General features: G+C 58.2%; 14 protein-coding genes. 5 read left to right on the top strand and 9 right to left on the bottom strand.

Annotation, left to right across the window (positions count from 1 at the left end; translation table 11 throughout):
• Positions 1–42: 42 nt before the first annotated feature.
• Positions 43–1,587, top strand: a complete 1,545-nt coding sequence (locus J3P85_RS29140) for a PLP-dependent aminotransferase family protein (RefSeq protein WP_434704350.1) — start codon at positions 43–45, stop codon at positions 1,585–1,587.
• Between the two features lie 41 nt (positions 1,588–1,628).
• Here J3P85_RS29140 and J3P85_RS29135 read toward each other — a convergent pair whose 3' ends face one another.
• The 9 genes from J3P85_RS29135 to J3P85_RS29095 all read right to left on the bottom strand — a co-directional run bounded on the left by J3P85_RS29135 (position 1,629) and on the right by J3P85_RS29095 (position 16,179).
• Positions 1,629–6,233, bottom strand: coding sequence for a dermonecrotic toxin domain-containing protein (locus tag J3P85_RS29135; RefSeq protein ID WP_434704349.1), 4,605 nt, complete (start codon positions 6,231–6,233; stop codon positions 1,629–1,631).
• 135 nt (positions 6,234–6,368) lie between these two features.
• Positions 6,369–7,469, bottom strand: coding sequence for a polyamine ABC transporter substrate-binding protein (locus J3P85_RS29130; protein WP_434704348.1), 1,101 nt, complete (start codon positions 7,467–7,469; stop codon positions 6,369–6,371).
• A gap of 11 nt (positions 7,470–7,480) precedes the next feature.
• Complete coding sequence (locus J3P85_RS29125) at positions 7,481–8,512, bottom strand: histone deacetylase family protein (protein WP_434704347.1); 1,032 nt, start codon at positions 8,510–8,512, stop codon at positions 7,481–7,483.
• Positions 8,513–8,893: 381 nt separating this feature from the next.
• A complete protein-coding gene (locus J3P85_RS29120) occupies positions 8,894–9,253 on the bottom strand; it encodes a DUF6124 family protein (protein ID WP_434704346.1) in 360 nt (119 codons plus the stop codon).
• Positions 9,254–9,909: 656 nt separating this feature from the next.
• Positions 9,910–12,087 carry a lipase family protein gene (locus J3P85_RS29115; protein ID WP_434704345.1) on the bottom strand — a complete coding sequence of 726 codons (2,178 nt, stop codon included), beginning with the start codon at positions 12,085–12,087 and terminating at the stop codon, positions 9,910–9,912.
• Positions 12,088–12,098: 11 nt separating this feature from the next.
• Entirely contained in the window at positions 12,099–12,872 is a 774-nt protein-coding gene (locus J3P85_RS29110) for a hypothetical protein (RefSeq protein WP_434704344.1), read from the bottom strand.
• Positions 12,869–13,618, bottom strand: coding sequence for a DUF4123 domain-containing protein (locus J3P85_RS29105; protein WP_434704343.1), 750 nt, complete (start codon positions 13,616–13,618; stop codon positions 12,869–12,871). Before J3P85_RS29105 ends, J3P85_RS29110 begins: the two co-directional genes overlap by 4 nt.
• Positions 13,619–13,718: 100 nt before the next feature.
• Positions 13,719–15,782, bottom strand: a complete 2,064-nt coding sequence (locus tag J3P85_RS29100) for a type VI secretion system tip protein VgrG (RefSeq protein WP_434704342.1) — start codon at positions 15,780–15,782, stop codon at positions 13,719–13,721.
• Complete coding sequence (locus J3P85_RS29095) at positions 15,766–16,179, bottom strand: hypothetical protein (protein WP_434704341.1); 414 nt, start codon at positions 16,177–16,179, stop codon at positions 15,766–15,768. The genes J3P85_RS29100 and J3P85_RS29095 overlap by 17 nt, the downstream gene beginning before the upstream one ends.
• A gap of 37 nt (positions 16,180–16,216) precedes the next feature.
• Between J3P85_RS29095 and tssA the strand changes: the two genes are divergently transcribed.
• The 4 genes from tssA to tssE are packed head-to-tail and all read left to right on the top strand — an operon-like array spanning position 16,217 to position 20,231.
• Complete coding sequence (gene tssA, locus J3P85_RS29090; protein ID WP_434704340.1) at positions 16,217–17,773, top strand: type VI secretion system protein TssA; 1,557 nt, start codon at positions 16,217–16,219, stop codon at positions 17,771–17,773.
• 35 nt (positions 17,774–17,808) lie between these two features.
• The gene (tssB, locus tag J3P85_RS29085) at positions 17,809–18,312 is read left to right on the top strand and encodes a type VI secretion system contractile sheath small subunit (protein ID WP_434704339.1); all 504 of its coding nucleotides are present in this window, start codon (positions 17,809–17,811) and stop codon (positions 18,310–18,312) included.
• Between the two features lie 26 nt (positions 18,313–18,338).
• The gene (tssC, locus tag J3P85_RS29080) at positions 18,339–19,814 is read left to right on the top strand and encodes a type VI secretion system contractile sheath large subunit (RefSeq protein ID WP_434704338.1); all 1,476 of its coding nucleotides are present in this window, start codon (positions 18,339–18,341) and stop codon (positions 19,812–19,814) included.
• A gap of 6 nt (positions 19,815–19,820) precedes the next feature.
• Positions 19,821–20,231: a type VI secretion system baseplate subunit TssE gene (tssE, locus tag J3P85_RS29075; RefSeq protein WP_434704337.1), complete on the top strand. Its 411-nt coding sequence runs from the start codon at positions 19,821–19,823 to the stop codon at positions 20,229–20,231.
• Positions 20,232–20,237: the final 6 nt, after the last annotated feature.

Genomic DNA, 20,237 nt, shown 5'->3' with positions numbered 1-20,237 from the left:
GAGCCACTCCAGACCAATTCGATAGGTCCATTCGAGACTGCGATGAATACCAACGCGCTGCCCCTGTCGTTCAACCCCGCCGGAATCGAACTGGATCGCCGCCAAGGCCTCAGTCGGCAGCTGTACCAGGCATTGCGGGCTCGCGTCCTCGATGGGCGCCTGACAAGCGGCACACGCCTGCCGGCCAGCCGCGACCTGGCGGCGGCCTTGTCGATCTCGCGCAACAGCGTGGTGCGTGCGTATGACCAGCTCTACGCTGAGGGTTTCATCGAAGGGCGAGTTGGTGACGGGACTTATGTGGCGAATCTGTCCTCGACGGCATTGCCCTTGAAAAAATTATCCACAAAACCATCCACAGGTTTTTCAACAGGCTTACCCACAGGGTTATCCACAGAATGGCTCGATTTACCTGTCGGTCCATCCAGTAAAGTTATCCACAGTGACGCTTTGCACCGTGTCGAGAAACATCATTTGCCCCAGCCGCCAGCGGGACCTCCCCGGGCATTCCGGGTGGGCGTGCCGGCCTTTGACCTGTTCCCGTTCGAGGTTTGGGCCAAGCTGAATGGGGCTTTCTGGCGCAAGCCCGATTTGCAGCAACTGTGTTATGGCGATTCCCAAGGCGATGGGCGGCTGCGACGCCTGATCGCCGCTTACCTGCGCAGTTCGAGGGGGCTGCACTGCACGGCTGAGCAAATTGTGATCACCAGCGGCGCGCAGCAGGGCATTAGCCTTTGTGCACAGCTGCTGGTGGACCCAGGTGACGTGGTGGCGGTGGAAAACCCTGGCTATCGCGCTGCCGGGCATGCGTTCGCGGTGGCCGGAGGCGACGTCAAGGGCGTGCCAGTGGACAGCGATGGGTTGGATTGCGCAGCGCTCGCGACGTTGAGCCATTGTCGGCTGGTGTATGTCACGCCATCCCACCAATACCCGACCGGGGTGGTGATGAGCCTTGCGCGGCGCCTGGAGTTGCTGGCCTGGGCCGAACGCAACGACGGCTGGATCGTCGAGGATGATTACGACGGCGAATACCGCTACAGCGGCGCGCCGCTGGCGCCCTTGGCTGCGCTGGATCGCCAGGGGCGGGTACTTTACGTCGGCACCTTCGGCAAGGTGGCGTTCCCGGCCCTGCGCCTGGGTTACCTGGTGCTGCCGCCGGGCCTGGTGGACGCCTTCGCCCGACGGCGCGCCGTGGATGTGCGTCATTCCGAAGTCAGCACCCAGGCCGTGATGGCCGAGTTCATGGCCGCCGGGCATTTCCAGCGGCATATCCGGCGCATGCGTCGAGCGGCCCTGGCTCGGCGGGATGCGTTGCTGGCGGGTTGGCCGAAGGCTGTGGCGGGTGTCGGTGCGATGCCCACGGTCGTCGCTGGGCTGCATGTCACGGTCCCCGTGGACAGCGTCGAGCGTGAACGTGAACTGATTGCCCAGGCCACCGGCGTAGGCGTGGAGATCAACGGCCTGAGTGGCTATTGGTTGCCTACCACGCCTGCGCAAGTGCGCGCTGGGCTGGTGCTGGGGTTTGCGGCAGTCCCGCCGGCGGCGATCGGCACCGCGCTGGCGAGCCTGGCAAAGGCCTGGGATGTCTGACGGCCCGCGGCCGGGGCATCAATCGCAGGCCAGGTTCGGCTTCAGGGCCGTTTCTTTGGAAAGAACACCTGTATGGCCTGATCCACGGCAATTTCGCTGCGGTAATGATCAATCAACTGACGCTGGTTCAGTACATCCAAGGGAATGTCTGCCAGGCCTGACTGGACTTGTTCCGGGGTCCTCAGGTGTGCCGAAAGAAACTTGAGGTCGAACCCCCAAAAGGTGGTGTAGTGAAAGTCCGCGAACCATAGCGGCTTGCCGCTTTGCTTGTCCTGGATTTCATACCGGTCGAGATACCGCTTTCCCGCCGGGGTCTTGATGCGTTTTCGGTTGATTCGTTTAGTGACGCGAATGAGGTTTCGTTCGTTTAGCCAAGTGACGCCGCTCATGTTGGGCGGGCTTTGTTTGATGAGCCCCAGTACGGTCGCGTGTTCCTCGGCGCGTAGCGCCGTCGCTTCGCGCTTGAGCTGCAGTCGCAAGGATTCGGCCGAGCTCCGTTCTTCTTGCGCAAGTGTGACTGTTTCGTTCCTGGCCCGGTCGAGCGCCTTTCCGATTGCACTGGCGACTGTATCGAACCGGTTTGCATGGGCGCCCACGATTAATGAAATACCGGACGGTGTACGGTCGGGCTGCTGCAAGTCATTTTTAACTTGTGATCTGAAAGCAGAGAGTCCTTTGATCAGGGCTTTGCCTTTCTTGACACTGGTTTTCAGGGCGGGGACCGCCGGGGATTCGTTGGACTCGATATGGGGGACCCATTCACCGGTTTCCTTACGGTGGAATAAAGCGATCATTTCACCGGATAACGGATTCCTCACCTCGACCCAGCCCGTTTCTTCATACGAGCTGGACAGGCGAGCCACGCCGCTGACGACTCCCCAGAAGCGGCCTCGGATGAATTTCCTCCTGGAGCGGGGGCGTTCCTCGTACAGGGTCAGCGATTGTCGTTTATTGCTTCGCTCGTCGAGGGCCTTGGCCAAATGACGCAACGCGCGTTCTTTGGCAGCCGTTATTCGATCGCGCAGGCGCTTGAGTTGTTGAGTGTTGGCACTGTCCTGATATTCGCTCCCCATGTAGTCCAGGTGCTCCTGGATGGCCGTGAACTGTTCCGTCAGGCTGCCGAGTGCGTCGATTTGTTCGTCCAGCCGGATCTTGGTTGTTTCATCGAGCGCCTCGCGCAAGGTTTGGAAGGCCACCATCGCATTGTCGACCAGTCGGTCAATCTCCAGCCAACCTTCGGGCATTGTTTCAATGCTGTCGAGGGTCAGGCAGAGGTGGCGATACATTTCCAATTGAAGGAGTCGTAGATCGTCGCTTGTGTAGGACGGCATTTTTTTACGGTTTTCGCGCACAAATTCAAAGCCTCCGAGCCCGAGTTTCTTGAGCTTGGAAAAGCGTGTTTCCATATACTCCAGGCGCTCAATCATGTTGTCGCCGAGCTCAATCATGCTGTTGGCTGCATCGACGTGTCGTTGCTCACGCATTTGGAAGCGCGGGGTGACCATGTCCTTTGCCTGCTCCATGACAGGCAGAAATCGTTCCCGCAATATGTCCATGTCCGCGAATGTGAAATTTATTTGCGCGTTCAAGTAACCGAGGCTTACGCGGGAAGCATCCGGCCTCGCCTGGAAGACCGGCCATTGCATCAAGGCGTTCAACGCCTGTTCATAGTTTTGCTGCTGCGTTTGCAGGGACGCCCTATAAGCTTCGGCAAAAATTTCCCTGGTATCGGCCGATGCCCGCTCCATGTTTTGAGCACCGATATTCAGCGCCCACTCGTTATACGTTCTGCTTTCTTCAAATTTCTTGAGTTCGGCGAGCAATTCGAGGTTGCGGCGTTGTGCCGCGACGACGACTTCCTGCCTGACGCCTTTCGATCCGCTGCCCCTTAATCGCAAGCGGCTATCGACTTGCCACTGGCCACGCTCATCCCGCAGCAAAGGAGGGCCGGAGCGTGTGTCCTTGATGATGCTGACCGGCTCGTCCTTGACGCTGACTTCGAAGTATTGGCTAGCCAGCTTTGCGTACCACTTCCCATTTTTCGAATAGAGGCCTTTGTGCACGCCTTCGCTCTGGGGTTGTCCGAGGTTGTCGGGTGCATCGATGCTGAAGCTGGCGAGAAGCCCAGCGTGACTGCCGGATTTGCCCATCAAGGCGCCGCTGGTATGGATAACCTCGTAGTGCTCTTGTGACAGTTCTTTTTGAACGAGTGGCGACAGTGTCTCGATGCTGAGTTTGGGTAAGGGTGCCGGCACATGTTGTTTCGGGGCCACTTCAGGCGCTTCTGTTGGTCGTTCGCGGCTGCCGGCTTTGGAACGATCGATAGCAATATTGACCACGCCTAACGCTACGTTTAACAGTAAATCAACCACGATCTCCCACTTGGCCTGGTCCTTGCGCTCTCCATCGTCCTGCGCTATTCGGTCCACGTCCTCCAGGATTTGCCAGAGCCAGGTCGCGGTGTTCGCCGTGGTGCCGAGATAGGGCAACGCCAGATTGAAAATCAGCCAACCCGTCTGTTTGAACGACTCCCAACGGCTCTCGCTATTGGAAACCGACTGTTTATCGGCGAGTGTCACCAGGGCGTTGGCGTTGGCCTTAAACAGCAGCGGCAAGAAATCGGGTCCCAGGGATTCGTCGCTTAAAGTGATCGGCCCTGCGTTGGCTAACAATGTGATGGGGTTCGCCACGAACTCCACGACGGCCCAGGGCGAAGGCAGGGCGCCCGGAAACACCAGCCGGCTGTAAGTGTCCCGTACGCCATCGGGCAGCCACGCCAGCACCGATTGGCGCAACGTAGCCGACTGCCTGATGGCATAGAGCAGGTTGCTGAACGAGGGAAACTGGCACAACTGCGGTTCGAGCAAAGGGCGGTATAGCAGGCAGGGCCCGGCGCCGGGTGTCTGCGGGCCGATCACGAACATGTTGGCCACGATGTCCTCGGAAATACCGAGCTGCAACTCTGGCACGAACGCCAGTTTTCGCAGGACGATAGTTTGTCCGTCAACCTTGCGGTCGGCTTCAAGCGGCTCCATCAACGCCGCGACGTAACGACAGCCGCGATCATCGATATCGCCCAGCCCCTTCAATTTACTTTCCAGCGCAAGCAGGGGCAGTTGCAGGCGTAGCTGTGAACTGTACAGGCGCTCTCGACGGGACGATTCGGTTGGATCGTCGAGCAGTTTTCGTTTAATCAGCTCTGGATAGACGCGGCCGATATCGACCTGAGTGATAAGGCTCTCGAAGTAGTCCACCGTCGCCCATTCGGGAAGCTCCGTCCCGTCCAAGGACTTCACGGTTTTGTTGCCCTGTGGAAGCGCAATCAGGTTTTGCAAGGCGAGGTCGACCAGGTTGAACTCAGTTGTGTCGAACTTGAACGGAACGACAAAGGTCCCCCAGACCACCGGGCTTGTTATTTCGATGACAATTTTTTCCGGCTTCAGAGCCGAACCATCGCTGTGGTCGGATTGCATCTGGGTTTTCAAGGCATTAGACGCGTAGTCCTTGATCGAAGGGATGTCGTCCAGGTAGGTTTTGCCGGCGTGAGAACTGGCCAGCGCCGACAGGTTTTTCATGTATTGAGCGAACAACGTCTGGTCGGCGACTGGTGCGTTGCGTAACCAATCGGGTATCTGCTGCTTGAACCACGCCTCGCCAGGCCCGACCGTCATGCCACTGATGGGTATTTCGGGCTCAGTGGCGACAGCGTCCGATTCCGGGCGAGGGTTTCCGAGCACCTTGACCTGCACACCAATCAGTCCACACGCCTTGCTGTCAAAAATATTTGCGCACGGTTCATAGAGCCGCCAGCGTATCGCGGTGGTGGGGTGAGAGAGCGACAGATGATCGGCAATGGACTGGCCCAATGCGTCACGTGTCTCGAACTTCTCATAATCGCTGTACAACGAGTGCGTAAGGATGACCTCCTTGTCATCGATCTGGCCGATCAGGACGACCAGTGAGTTTTCGTTCAAGCGAGTGACCCGATTGTCAGCGACTGCATCGACGTCGACCAGGTACGCGTGGCTTTGGAATTTATCCTTGCGGTCTTGCGGGTCGGGGTACAGGTAAAGTTGCCTGGCCATGGCACATTCGTCCGCCGTCCAGCCCTTGATTTGCCGCACGTCCCAGAATTTTCGCAAGGTATTGGACAGTTCATGCCAGCGGGCACCGTAATGAGCGAATGGCATGTTCCAGTACGCCAGTTGTTGTTCCTGGTTGGCCTTCAACATTGCGGGCGCCAGCTCATTGATCAACCTTCCGATTTGCTCGATGCGCACCGGCAAGTGCACTTCGGGTTCGGTAATCGGCAGCCGGGTCAGGAAGTGCAAACCTTCAATCAATAAGCTCGGATGTTCCCGGTCTATCTGATCGGCCAATAAGTTGCTGAGTGATTCATAACGGGTTGGCAGCGCTACGATTTCGCCGTCGACGATGTCCCAGGCCGGTTCGGCGAGGACGGTTGTGTAGGGGTCCAGGTCCAAGGACGGGTAAAGGTCCTTGAGCGCACCTTGCAGGAGTCCGGCGGCCACTTCCGGGTAGGTGGGGCCTGCAAGCATTTGGTTGAGCAATGCGGCCTTGATGCTTGTCTCTGAGGTAGGGTCTGTGTCGGACGTGGGGTCTGTGTCGGTCGAGTCGAGTGTCATTTGCGTGTCCCTCCTTGAACATGAAAAAAAACCGAAGCCGAACGCTTCGGTTTTTTCATGCTACGGAGGCACGGACTGGGGCAGGTGGTAACTATGTATAGGTCGACGTATGACCTTGGCGCCGATACGGCGCGGTCACTGGCCGGATTTGATTCGTGTCCAGGCCCGCGTGCGTGCGCGTTCGGCGTCCCTCGGCAACGGTTGCAGCGTGTACAGCGAGGCCATGGCCGCTTCAGTCGGGTACAGATTGGGGTTGCCGCGGATCGCCGGGTCGACCAGGTCGGTCGCGTCCTTGTTCGGGTTCGGATAACCGACAAAATCACTCACCGGCGCGATCACCTGGGGTTGCAGCAAATAGTTGATGAAGGTGTAGGCGTCGCCCGGGTTCTTCGCCCCTTTGGGGATGGCGAGCATGTCGAACCAGATCGGCGCGCCTTCCTTGGGCAGGCGCATGTCCACGGTCACGCCATTCTTGGCTTCCTTGGCGCGGTTGGCGGCCTGGGAAAAACTTCCGGAATAACCGACGGCCACGCAGATGTCACCGTTGGCGATATCCGCCATGTACTTGGACGAATGGAAGTACGTGATGTAAGGCCGGATCTTCAGCAGCAGCGCTTCAGCCTTGGCGTAGTCCGCCGGCTTCTTGCTGTTGGGGTCCAGGCCCAGGTGCTGCAAGGCCAGGGGCAGTATTTCCGACGGCGAATCAAGCAAGGCCACGCCGCACTGCTTGAGCTTGCTGATGTTCTCTTCCTTGAAGATCAGGTCCCAACTGTCCACTGGCGCGTTGGCGCCCAGGGCGGCCTTGACCTTGTCCGGGTTGAAGCCGATCAGAATGGTGCCGTACATGTAGGGTACGGCGAACTTGTTGCCCGGGTCGTTGGCTTCGATCAGCTTCATCAGCTTGGGGTCGAGGTGGTTCCAGTTCGGCAGCTTGCTGCGGTCCAGGGGCTGGAACACCCCGGCTTCGATCTGCTTGGCCAGGAACACGTTGGACGGCACCACCACGTCATAGCCTGAGTTGCCCGTCAGCAGCTTGGCCTCCAGGGCCTCGTTGGTGTCGAAGATGTCGTAGACCAGCTTGACCTGGCTGTTCTGCGCCTTGAAATCCTCCAGGGCCTTGGGCGTGATGTAGTCGAACCAGTTGTAGACGCGCAAGGTGCGCTCCTCGGCCTGGGCAGCGCCGCAAAGCAGCGCGGCGCACACGGCTGGGGCCATTAAACGCTTGAGTCTGTTCATGCTGTTGTTCCTCATGGGGCGCTTTGGAAACCTTCAAGAACGTTCACGGCATTGATGCCGATTTCTGCCACCGCGTAACCGCCTTCCATCACGAACAGCGTCGGCTTGTCGAGCGCCGCGATGCGCTTGCCCATCGCCAGGTAGTCCGGGCTGTCGAGCTTGAATTGCGAAATGGGGTCGTCCTTGAACGTGTCCACGCCCAGGGACACGACGATGACATCGGCGTCGTAGCCGCGGATTTGCCCACAGGCCTGCTCCAGCGCCGCGCTCCAAGTGTCCCAGCCTGAACCGGCTGGCAAAGGGTAGTTGAAATTGAAACCCTCACCTTCGCCCTCGCCACGCTCGTCGGCATAACCCAGGAAAAACGGAAACTCCGCCTCCGGATGGCCGTGGATCGACGCGAACAACACGTCGCTGCGCTCATAAAAAATCGATTGGGTGCCGTTGCCGTGGTGGTAATCCACATCCAGGATCGCGACCTTCTTGTGGCCGTGGTCGAGAAAGGCCTGGGCGGCAATGGCGGCGTTGTTGAGGTAGCAATAACCCCCCATCAAGTCGCCAGCGGCGTGGTGCCCCGGTGGACGGCACAAGGCAAAGGCACTGCGCGCCCCACGCTGGATGTCTGCCTGGGCGGTAAGGGCCACTTGCGCGGCGCTGTAGGCCGCCTGCCAAGTGCCGGCGGTGATCGGCGCGCCGGCGTCGAAACTGTAATAACCCAATTGGCCGTGCAGGCTGGTGGGGATGACCGTGCGAAAGGTCCGCGCCGGCCAGGTGAAGGGCAACAAATCGCCGTCGCGGTTGTACTTGGCCCAGCGGTCCCAGGCGCCTTTGAAAAATTCCAGGTACGCCGCGCTGTGGATACGCTGGATCGGCCCCAAGCCAAAATCCTGCGGCGCTTCCACCGGCCCGAGCCCCTGCGTCTTGACCCGCTCCAACACATGATCGGCCCGGGACGGCATCTCGAAACAAGGCATCAATTGGCCGTCCATCAACTCGCAGCGGCCGTGGTGCAAGTGGTGATCGTCTGAGTAGATCGTCAGCATTTTGTTGTTCTCCGCAAGGCTGGTCGGTGTGAACACAGTCTTGCGGTGTGGGGCGTTTCAGAGAACGGCAGGAGAGGCCAAAAGGGGATCGAAATGGCCAAAAGGTTTGACCGTAAATCGCCCCTTGTTGGCGCGGGTGTGCGCGGGGTTGGGGCACAAGGTCCCCTGTGGGAGCGAGCCTGCTCGCGAAGGCGGCGGCACGTTACACGTGATCTGAAGGCATACACGGTCCGTGGCGAGGGAGCTTGCTCCCGCTCGGCGGCGCAGCCGTCGTAAACCGGCCGACGTGGTATTTGCGAAGAAATGCGTCAGCCAGTTTTGGGGCGGCTTCGCCACCCAGCGGGAGCAAGCTCCCTCGCCACGGGGTTGGTGGTGTAGCGGTTAGCGCGGGTCGACGTTATCCAGCGCTCGGTTCGCCAGCAATGAACTCATCTCGATCAGTTGCTGGATGCCGAGGGCGATGTGGCGGCGGGGGCCTTCGAGGTCGAAGGCCAGGTTGCTGATCATCGCGTCGGCGGATGCCAGGTTTTCGCTGAGATTGGCGAGCAGGCATTCGTTGTCGGCGTTTTTTGACACGGTGAAGAGCTGGTCCGGTTTGGATGCATCTTCGGATTTTTCCGGTTTCGGTAGCAGGTAGTGATCCAAGACGCGTTTGGTGGTTTCGTCGTGCTTTTTGTTTTTGCGATCGGAATGGGTAGACGTTGAGTCAGTTTCTGGAGGATTTGGAGTAATTTTGAACATCGTTGCGTTACCTCTAATGAGTAGGCCGCAACCATCTCGCTACTAAACGAAAGGAGGCAGCTGTGCGCAAGTTAGTAGACCGGTAGAGGTAACGGAACCCGGCGCGCCCGAAGGCGCCATGCGCACAGCCACCATCGAGTGCAGGCAATGCCTGACTGATGAGACTCATGCAACCGTTACTACTTCCGGGCTACTAAACCCGACCACTGATGGGCAGTGGCAGGGAAACGATAGAACCCATGGGCAAGGCGCACAAGCGGGCGGATTCTGGCGTAGTTGTAGGCAATGGCGCAAGGATTCGTAGCTGGGTGGAAGCGTTGCGGCGGGAGAATAAACAAGCCTTGGTAATGCCCAGGAATCGGCGCGAGGGAGCTTGCTCTTGCTCGGTGGCGCAGCGGTTTTTCTGTAGGAATGTGCCCGCCTTTTTGGGGCTGCTGCGCAGCCCAGCGGGAGCAAGCTCCTTCGCCACAGGTTCAGCGCCGTTGACCAACCCGAGGTGATCACAGAATGAGCGCCCACCGCCAATCCCCTGTGGGAGCGAGCTTGCTCGCGATGGCGCCAGCACATGCACACCCGATCTAAAGGCACGCACCGCCTGTGGCGAGGGAGCTTGCTCCCGCTCGGCGGCGCAGCCGTCGTATTGGCCGCCATGCCGGTCAGATAATGAAATCGAGATCCAGCGTACACGGTTCACCAATCGCATACCCATGAACACCACGGATCAGTTCCCTTTCGTCATCCAGAGCCGGCGCCATCGCCAGTGGCTCGGCCACCCTGTTCTCCGGATGCGCCTGCCAGCGAGCCAGGTTTTGTGCCAATTGCTCAGGTTGTTCCGACAAACTCCCATAGACATCTTTTTCACTGACCGACGCGGTGCGCAGCGTGGCCAGGCGCGCGCGCGTGTTGTGCATCTTTTCGACCTCACGGATGAGCGCAATGTTGACGGACCTTTCGCTTCGTCCATTGGGCGCGCCCCGTCCCGCCAGGTAGCGCTCTTCATCGCGCAACTGTTGGGTAATCCGTGTCAGTGCCTGATCGATCCACTCATATTCGCGTTTTGTCGCCAGCGTGCTTCCGCGGGTTTGCGCTTCCTGCCAGCGCCGCAGGGTCGCCCAGCAAGCGGGAATGTAGCTGGGGACCATGAAGTGATTACCGGTCTGGATGAGTTGGGCCAGCAATGCCGGACGGTTCGGCAAGCCATGTTTATGCTCGAGGGCCACCTCGCAGGCGGCGTGTTGGGTGATGGTGTCGCACTGGGGCATCCACAGGATTGAAGACCGCTCCTTGCGATCGAACTCCACCGGCAGGAAGTGCCGCAAGATGCCGTGGTGCTCGTAGGGCTCGCCCGTCAGGTTAGTGATGCCCGCCACGAACACGGAAAGGCCGACCGGTACGTTGGCGAACGTAAGGGCCAACCCCGTGCCATAAACACCGCTCTTGGTATTCATCCAACTGCCGGGCACGCTGGGTATCGGGTCGTTGTGATTGACCATTCGATAATGCACCAGGGGGGCGGCGTTTTTTGTGAAAGTGGCGTCGGCGGCGCGGGGTGCGCCGTAGGTGTAGAGCTGGAGGGTGTAACCTTCCGGTCTGCGCCGCAGCATTTCTGCCAGTAGTAACGCCACCGCACCTCCCAGGCTATGACCACAGATCAGCAGTTTTTGCCCTGCGTAGAACCTGTCCAGATAGCTCGTCACGAAGGCCGCAGTTTTTTTGGCGGCGCCATAGAACCCTCGATGCACCTGGCCGACACCTTCTTCAAACGGCACCTGGAGCGCATCGGCGTCGCGCAGGAAATCGGCGGTTTGCTGGGTGCCACGCACGGCTATCAGGATCAGTTCGTCGTTATGGGTGATGTAGGCCTGGGTGTCGGTGCTTTCTTGCTTGTCGGTGTCATCGAGAAAATGGACTTTGGCGGGATGTTCCTGATGTACACCCAATTCCGGATCGTTGGCCGCGTAGAGGGCCGGGTCGAACGGCACGATCTCCAGGCGTTTGGAGTAGGGCACGTCTTCATAAAGCGGGTAATAGGGTTCTGTCTGCTCCGGATAGAACTCCCCGAGTTCTTCGAACTTGGCCAACGCATCCGCGAACCAATTGCCCACGCTTGGTTGCTTGGTGAAGCTCAGCGGCGTTGTTATCGGAGCCTTGTCAGGTGTTTGCCCGAAGGGGCAGTAGGTCAAGGTCGACATGAGCGCCAATTGATACAAGTTGAGCGCGCAGAATTCAGGGGCGGTGGACAGCATGGGGCGCAAGGCACGCAACGGGCGAACTTCCAGCACAGTGTGTTTTTGCGGCATCAGCGCTACGCCGAGCCTACCATGTTCACCCATCAGGCGTGCCGGCCCCGAAGGGGCTGGGTAATGGCGGTACACCTCGGGGGGCAAATGCGCGACATGCTTGACCAGGTGCCGTACTTCCACTTGGAAGTAATCGTCTGCACAGGCTTGTGCGGGATTTTCCCGGGTGCGTGTGGCGTTTGGGTTCAGGTAGCGGGTTTGCTCGGCGCGGACTTGTAGTTCGGTGATTTGGAGGGGGTAGTGAGTTCTACGTTGAAGCTCGATATAAAACTTTTCCTGCCCTTGATACGGTTGTTCAAAGGCAAGGGCAAGCGGCCCTGCGTAGTGGTTGATGACCTTGCCGATGCCCATGGCATCCAGGTTGCCTGAGTATTGTTGTCCTTCCGAATCGGTCGCCATATAGGCCAGTCCCGCATAGGGCTCGCCAGAGCCCAATTCATCGACGAGCTGAAAACTGGTCCATCTACCCCCGACAGGACAGGCCAAATTGCGACTGCTTAGCCTCGACTCCAATTCCTTTTGAAACGACGTCATACGCGATCTCCTTATTCCGTACAACCGGGGTAAATAGTGCATTTGCGCCCATCGGGCATCTGAAAACCGCTGAAGTCTTTGTAATTACCGAAACAAAATGCGTATGGATCTTCGAAGTCCTCGCCCATGCAGCGTTTCCAGCCGTTGGGCACCTTCACCCAGGTATCACCCATGTAGGGCTTCTCTTCGCGGGCCAACTTGATCTTCATCCTCACGGTTTTACCCGGCAGTTGATCAAGGGTGTACGCCGAGAAAGGACGTCCACGCCCAAGCTCGCCTTGTAGGTTGGTTTTTTTGCAGTCAAGAATTTTTCTGAGAATGCGGGGCTTGCCTGAGGTGCGGAACAACCATTGGCATTGGCCGTAAAAAGTGCTTTCACCCGCTTCGCTGAACGTGCCTTTGTATTGCGCTTCCAGCTCATCGCGAATCACGACGTTGGCTGAATCTTGACTGATATCGCTCCAGTCCTTGCCATAGGCGGAGTTGATTTCGAGCTCAATGCGGCTGATCACCAGCGGGCAACCCATACGGGTTCGGCGAATAACGATTTCGGAATCGGGTTTGTATGCCTTACGCCACTCCCTGTTGAATACCGGCGCTTTGTTATACCGGGTCTCGACGGCGCAGGTTTCGCTTGGGGCGGGCACGTAGTACACCGCTGCTTGGTAGGCAAAGCCAGGCGGCAAATCCGCTGTAAAAATAAAGGTGTTCAGTTGTCTGTCGGCACAACCTGTCGTGAGCGCCAGGTAGCCGCTCAAACCCGCCATTCGCAGGGTATGTTTCATCGCGACGTATCTCCTTGCCAGGACGCCGTCATCAGGAGTATCCGTTGAAAATGCTCGTCGGGGCTCTCGGCTGGACGTACTTGCCAATACGGCGCCAGCGCCTGGGTGGGTGCTTGCAGGCGCTGGGTCAGTAAAAACTCCAACTGCTCGGGCGCCTGCCACTGCCAGGCCTCGGCCTGGTCGAGCGTGGCACGCAACCACGCCTCCGGGTTTTGTTGCTCGGCCAGTGTTGCGAAGGCCTGGACATGCTCGGCCAACAGGAAGCGACGGGCATTGAGGAGCCGAACCTGCATCGCTTGCTGCGGGGTAACGGGCACCTGCAGCCAAAGAGGCGAATCAGGCACCGGATAGGTTCCTGGCGTCGGGTTATGCGTGCTTGACCAATGATTGCCCTGCCAATAGCAGACACTGATCGCTGGTCCGAGGTAGGCGGGATAGTCTTCAACGGACAGGTGCTTGAGCGCCCGGGACAGTACACGGTTGTCATGGAAGCGGTACAACGCCTGATGGGGGCGCTCTCCGATGATCAGCCGTTCCCGCCAGTGCTCCACCAGTGTAGGCAGCTCCCCTTTGGGAAGGCTGGCAAACCATCCCCAGTGGCTGTCCGGTCGGTCGAGCAATTCATTGATGTGTTCGTCGCCGGGCCGATCGAAGGTGAAGACAAAGGGGCCGGCGTCAGCGAGGTCAGCAACCAGCGTTTGGCCGTACACGCTCAAGTATTGGTCGGGACGACTGTTCTTGAGCAATGTCTGGCGCGTGGGGTGCTCATGTTCTGAGTCCAGGACGAGGCACAGAGCGTGGCCGAGGCGTTGCTGTTCGATCAACCATTGATGGGGAGTGAGCGAGTCATGCGCCGGCGACTTCCATTAGGCAGAGACCCTCGCGGCAGGCCTCGCAGATTGGACAAAAGTCCAATCCCGCTGCTTTGCTGGCTGTTATCAGCGCGCGTTGAGTGGGAGCGAGTACTGGGGCTGGAGCCGCCAAGGGATCGGTCAAGCCGGGTCTGAATGATGAGGCAGTGGCGCCGGCCATGGGGGCGCCGCCGAGTTGGATTTCACTGCTGCTGTAGATACCACTGTGGTCGATCACGATGTGCTGGCTCCCGGCTTTCAAACTGAGGGTTGCGCCTGCTTCAAGGACCACATGAGCGCCTGCTTTGATATGAATTTGCTGCCCGGCCTCGATGGCCAGTGTCTGATCGACACGGGTGTGGCGGTTGGCGACGCGCAGGTAGTCATTGCCTTCGACCTGGACCGTGCGGTCGGCGGCCGTGGTCCGATGCTCTTCGCCGTGCAGGACAGTGATGCTGTTGCCCTTGATGGTTTCCCGTCGCTCGTTGCCAATCTCCAATCGGCTGTCGTTTTCGATTTTTTGTTCCATGTCACGCTGAGCTCGCAAATAGATCAGTTCCTGACCTGCGCGATCTTCCAGATGCAGCTCGTTGAAGCCCTTGCCGTCCGGTGAGCTGCGAGAGCGAAACACAGTACGGGTCTTGTGTGCAGGCAACGGGTAGGGCGAGGCATTGGCGCTATTGGTCAGGCATCCAATGATCAACGGCTTGTCGGGATCGCCCTCCATGAAGGCCACCAATACCTCCATGCCAACCCGCGGAATCGTGGCGCCCCCGTAGCTGTTACCCGCCCAGTTGGAGGCCACTCGCAACCAACAACTGCTGCCGTCGTCGACGTGTCCCGCACGATCCCAAAAGAACCTGACCTTGACCCGTCCATACCGGTCGCAGTGGATATCTTCGCCCTGGGGGCCGGTGACGATTGCGGTCTGACTGCCGGATATACGTGGCTTCTTATAGACCCGCTGCGAACGGAAGATCGCGTCCCAAGGCGTGGCAACGAAGCGATTGCGATAGCCCTGATTGAAGCGGTCTTCAGCCTCGCCAGCGTTACTGGGGGTGATTTCCTCCAGCACTTGCGGCTGTTTGCCTTCGTGATGCACTTCGGTCAGGAGCCATAGATCATTCCATTCCAGGCGAGGGTGCTCACTCAATGTCAGGAAGTGCCCCGTCCTCAATGCTGGCTGATCACTCTTTCCTTCGGCCTGGCGGTAGTCGGCGCGATGGCGTTCCAGGGCTCTCTGGCTCAATAATTTGCCGCGTTTTTGCTGGGTAAAGTCGCCCGGATAATCATAGGCCTCCAGGTCTGGCTGAACGTTTTCGACGCCGGGCTGACAGCTGCTCTCCAACAGGAATGTCGCCTTCTCGAAATCGTAATCACGGCGCGTGACGCGGCTCGTCCGGGTCTCCAGTCGCAGGCCAAATCGATGGATGACCGGCTCGTCGTCAACCATGCCGCTGCCGTGTTTATAAACAGTGCGCTGCTCAAGCCGAGGGAATACGGTCTGGTTATCACCGAATACCAGGTAATGGTCCGATTCACTGTACTGGAAGTGATAATGCAGGCCTTCTTCGTGACACAGGCGCTCGATGAAGTTCAAGTCGGATTCGTGATACTGCACACAGTATTCACGAGGCAAATAACTCGCACTTAACTGGAAGCGATGGGCATCGGTGAGAATGCCGTGCTCCTTGAGGATCGATGTAATGATCTGCGGAACACTGGCGTGTTGGAAAATTCGCTGATTGATGCGGTGCCCCAAGTAAGCCAGGCGTGGCGCTAATCTTATTGTGTAATGAGTCAGCCTTTTACCTGAATCGCCTTGCGCAGCACGATAAATTACCCCATGAACACCGCTTCCATGTTTATCAAATGCTAAAAAGGCCTGTTTGTTTAATAAATGTTCCAGGTTTATATCCCTTCGTTCGCTGACAAGTTCAATGTCGAATGAATAGGGGGCGCTGATGGCTTCTGAACCTTCGAAGGCCAGGACTTGGAAGTCGTGCGTGAGGTCACGGATCGTGAGGCGGAAGTTGGACAGATCAAAGGTGGGTAACATGGCGAACGTCCTTGGGTTGTGGCTTTAGCTCCTGATTCCATTGAAGCAGACTTGACGGACGATCGCGTAGGCACCGGTAAAAAAGGAAAGGGATGTAGGAATTTTCTTCATGGATAAAAGAGATTGCGACAGAAATAATTTGAAGCGTTTTGTCATTTTTTGAAAGGTAAATTCCATCATTTCCAATAATGGCTCGACGTGGGAAGTTTCCCATTTGGTTTTGTTTCTTTAAAAAAAGGAAAGCTCCTACTTTTTTATTCTGAAAACCTTGGCATTCTTCGCGGCGTTCGGCAGGTAAGAGAGCGGTGAGTGTTTGGGGCGAGGCGCCTGGATTGTATTTGGCGAAATCTCCTACAAACGAGGCTGAATATTTACCTTGAATAACCATGCCGTCCAAACAACCCACGCCACACACCGAACTTTCAGGGGGGTAAATGTCGTATTCCGAAAAACTGTCCGTCCATTATTTGATGCTCGCCAAGACTCCCGTTTCCAAGGACAGTTTTGCGGGTGCGGACGTGCGTTTTTCAAATGAATACGAAGCCTTGGAAGGCGAGGTGGGCAAAGCCCAGTCGATGCACGAAAGTGGTCAGGTCGACTGGTTGAAGGTCCTTGAGGGAAGCGAAGTGCTGTTGCGGACCCAGTCGAAGGATCTACGGGTAGTGGCTTGGCTGGTTTGGGCGCTGTATCAGCGAGAGTCGTTCCAAGGGCTGCTGGCGGGTCTCGGTCTTTTGCAGCACTTATGCAAGCACCATTGGCTGGACATCCACCCGCTCAAGAATCGAACCCGTGCCGCGAGCATCAATTGGTTGTTGCCTCGCCTGGAGCAAGCGTTCGGCGATGACATTGCGATCAAGGAGCAGTTGCCGATGTTCCGTCATCTCGCGGAACAAATGGAAAGTCTCGACGCTGCTTGCACCACCCAATTGGGTGACGACGCACCTCTGCTGCTGCCGCTGTGTCGGCGCCTCGACACCATGATCCAGCGAGCCACCGAAAACCGGCCGCAGCCTGGTGCCATTGGAGCGGTTGTGGCTCAGGTAAAACAGGTTGCCACCCAACTGCTCACGCCCGGCTCTCCGATCGAAAACGAAAAAGAAGCCCACAAGGCCCTGCGCGCCCAGCAGGAAGGTGCGCGTCCGTTATGCGCCTGGTGGCTCAAACAAAAAGCGACTGACGCTCGTGCCCTGCGCCTGAATCGCACCATGCTCTGGCTGGCCATCGATGTATTGCCCGAGCGCAATGCCGAGCAGGTCACCCAGCTGCGCGGCCTGCCGGCGGACAAACTCAAGGCTTATCAAGACCGCCTCCAGCAGGGTGATTACGCAGACCTGCTTGTGGAGATCGAGGCGAGCCTGGCGACGGCACCGTTCTGGTTCGATGGCCAGAGGCTTGCCTGGGAATGCCTGCAAGGGTTGAACGCTGAGTTGGCCATGCGTGAAGTGGAAGTCCATTTCGCGTTATTCATCCAGCGCCTGCCGGGCATTATCGAATTGCGCTGGCATGACGGTACGCCGTTCGCCGATCCGGCCACCCGGGGTTGGATCGCTGCCCAGGTCAAGCCTCACCTGCAGAGTCCCGGCGCGGCACCCACGGCCGATGTCGCCGACAACCTTGCGCCTTGGGAGCGGGCGCTGGAGGAGGCCGAGGCGATCCTGCGCAACGACGGTCTCAAACCCGCCGTTAAGTTGCTCAGGCAAGGCATGCAAAGCGCCAATGGGGCGCGTGAGCGATTCTTTTGGCAGCTCGCGTTGGCTCGTGTGTGCTTTTCGGCCAGGAAATACGAACTCGCCAAAGTCCAGTTGGAGGCCCTCGATCAGGCGCTACGAAACGCAGGCCTGAATACCTGGGAGCCGCTCTTGGAGCTGCAGGTGCTGCACCTGTTGCATAGCTGCTGCGACTTGTTGCCACAAAACCACTCTGTACGTGAGTGCAAGGAAGAGACCCATCGCAGGTTATGTCACCTCGATCTGGAACGGGTCATTGAATAGACCTCCGGGTCCCAAAATGAAAGAAGGAGAAAATCATGGCCAAAGAAGGCTCGGTCGCCCCTAAGGAACGTATCAACGTTACCTTCAAGCCTGCCACCGGCGGTGCTCAGGAAGACATTGAACTGCCGTTGAAACTGTTGGCGATCGGTGATTACACCCACCGCTTGGATGAACGCAAGGTCGAGGATCGCAAGCCGATCGGCATCGACAAAATGACCTTCGACGAAGTGTTGGCCAAGCAAGAGCTGAGCCTGACCCTGAGCGTACCGAATCGTCTCCAGGCAGAGAGCGGCGCTGAGGAGCTGCCTGTACAGCTGCGCTTGAACTCGATGAAAGACTTCAATCCGGCGAGCCTGGTCGAGCAAGTACCGGAACTCGGCAAGCTGATGGCGCTGCGCGAGGCGCTGGTGGCACTCAAAGGGCCGTTGGGCAACGCGCCGGCGTTTCGTAAAGCCATCGAAGGCGTACTCGCCAATGACGACTCCCGCCGCCGCGTATTGGATGAGCTGGGCCTGGACACCACAGCGAAGAACGCTTGATTTCTTTCAGCCAAGGAAGCCGAAACATGAGTACCCATGCAGTACAGCAGCAGAGCCAGGACAACGCGGACTACAGCATTCTTGAAAGCATCATCGCCCAGACCCGTCTGACTCCGGACGATGAAGCCTACGACATTGCCAGGCGCGGTGTGTCTGCGTTCATCGAAGAGCTGCTCAAGCCGCAAAACAGCGGCGAGCCGGTCAAGAAGGCCATGGTTGACCGAATGATCGCCGAGATCGACGCCAAGCTCAGTCGCCAGGTGGACGAAATCCTCCACCACCCGCAATTCCAGGCGTTGGAATCGGCGTGGCGTGGTTTGCAGTTGCTGGTGGACCGCACCAACTTTCGCGAAAACATCAAGATAGAAATGCTCAACGTGTCCAAGGGCGACTTGCTGGACGACTTCGAGGATTCGCCGGAGGTCATGCAGTCGGGCCTGTACAAGCACATCTACACCGCAGAGTACGGCCAGTTCGGTGGGCAACCGGTGGGCGCGGTCATCGCCAACTACTACATGTCCCCAAGCTCGCCGGACGTGAAATTGATGCAGTACGTGTCCAGTGTCGCCTGCATGTCCCATGCGCCATTCATTGCTGCGGCCGGTCCGAAATTCTTTGGCCTGGAGAGTTTCACGGGACTGCCGGACCTCAAGGATCTGAAAGATCATTTCGAAGGTCCGCAATTCGCCAAGTGGCAGAGCTTTCGTCAATCGGAAGACGCTCGCTATTTCGGCCTGACCGTCCCGCGTTTCCTGTTGCGCAACCCATACGATCCGCAAGAGAACCCGGTCAAGTCGTTCGTCTACAAGGAAACCGTTGCCAACAGCCACGAGCACTACCTGTGGGGCAACACGGCGTACGCATTCGGCACGAGGCTGACCGACAGCTTCGCTAAATTCCGCTGGTGCCCGAATATCGTCGGCCCACAAAGTGGTGGCGCGGTCGAAGACCTGCCATTGCACCACTTCGAAAGCATGGGCGAAATCGAAACCAAGATCCCGACTGAAGTACTGGTGTCCGATCGTCGCGAATACGAATTGGCCGAGGAGGGCTTCATCTCCCTGACCATGCGCAAAGGCAGTGACAATGCCGCGTTCTTCTCCGCCAGCTCCGTACAGAAATCAAAATTCTTCGGTAACAGTGCCGAGGACAAACACGCAGAGCTGAACTACAAGCTCGGCACCCAGTTGCCTTACATGATGATCGTCAATCGCCTGGCTCATTATTTGAAGGTTCTGCAGCGCGAGCAATTGGGGTCCTGGAAAGAACGCACGGACCTGGAGCGTGAGCTCAATAACTGGATCCGCCAGTACGTGGCCGACCAGGAGAACCCAAGTGCTGAAGTCCGTGGCCGTCGTCCGCTGCGTGCCGCGAAGATTGTGGTCAGTGACGTGGAAGGTGAACCGGGCTGGTACCGCGTCGGCCTCAACGTAAGGCCGCACTTTAAGTACATGGGCGCCGATTTCACGCTGTCACTGGTCGGCAAACTGGACAAGGCGTAAGCACCCATGACTTACGGCAGTCTTTTCGAACGACTGGCTGGTGATTCTGAAAAGCGCAGGGGTTTGAGCCGCGAGGTTTGCGTTGTCACATCCGTTGCTGCGCATCTGGCCAAGATGCTCAGTACGCGGGCAGGTAGCGTGCAGACACTCGTGGATTATGGGCTGCCGGACCTCAATGACATGCGCTTTAGCCTGCACGACGTGGGGAGCCAAGCCCGCAAGGCAATCGAGACCTTCATCAAGGCCTACGAACCACGTTTGCGCGATGTCTGTGTCGTTTTAATGCCGAGCAACGCCGATCAACTTCGCCTGTCCTTGCGCATCGACGCGTTACTGGATGTGGATGGGACCAGGCGACAGGTCAGTTTTTCCGCGCGCCTGGACGGCAGCGGTCAGGTCAAGGTCAGACAAGGATAGCCACTG

Origin of the sequence: Pseudomonas sp. Z1-12, assembly GCF_051132015.1 — a bacterium.
Lineage (GTDB): Bacteria > Pseudomonadota > Gammaproteobacteria > Pseudomonadales > Pseudomonadaceae > Aquipseudomonas > Aquipseudomonas zanjanensis.
Note: the sequence above shows the minus strand (reverse complement) of the source record. Positions and strands in the feature narration are given on the sequence as shown.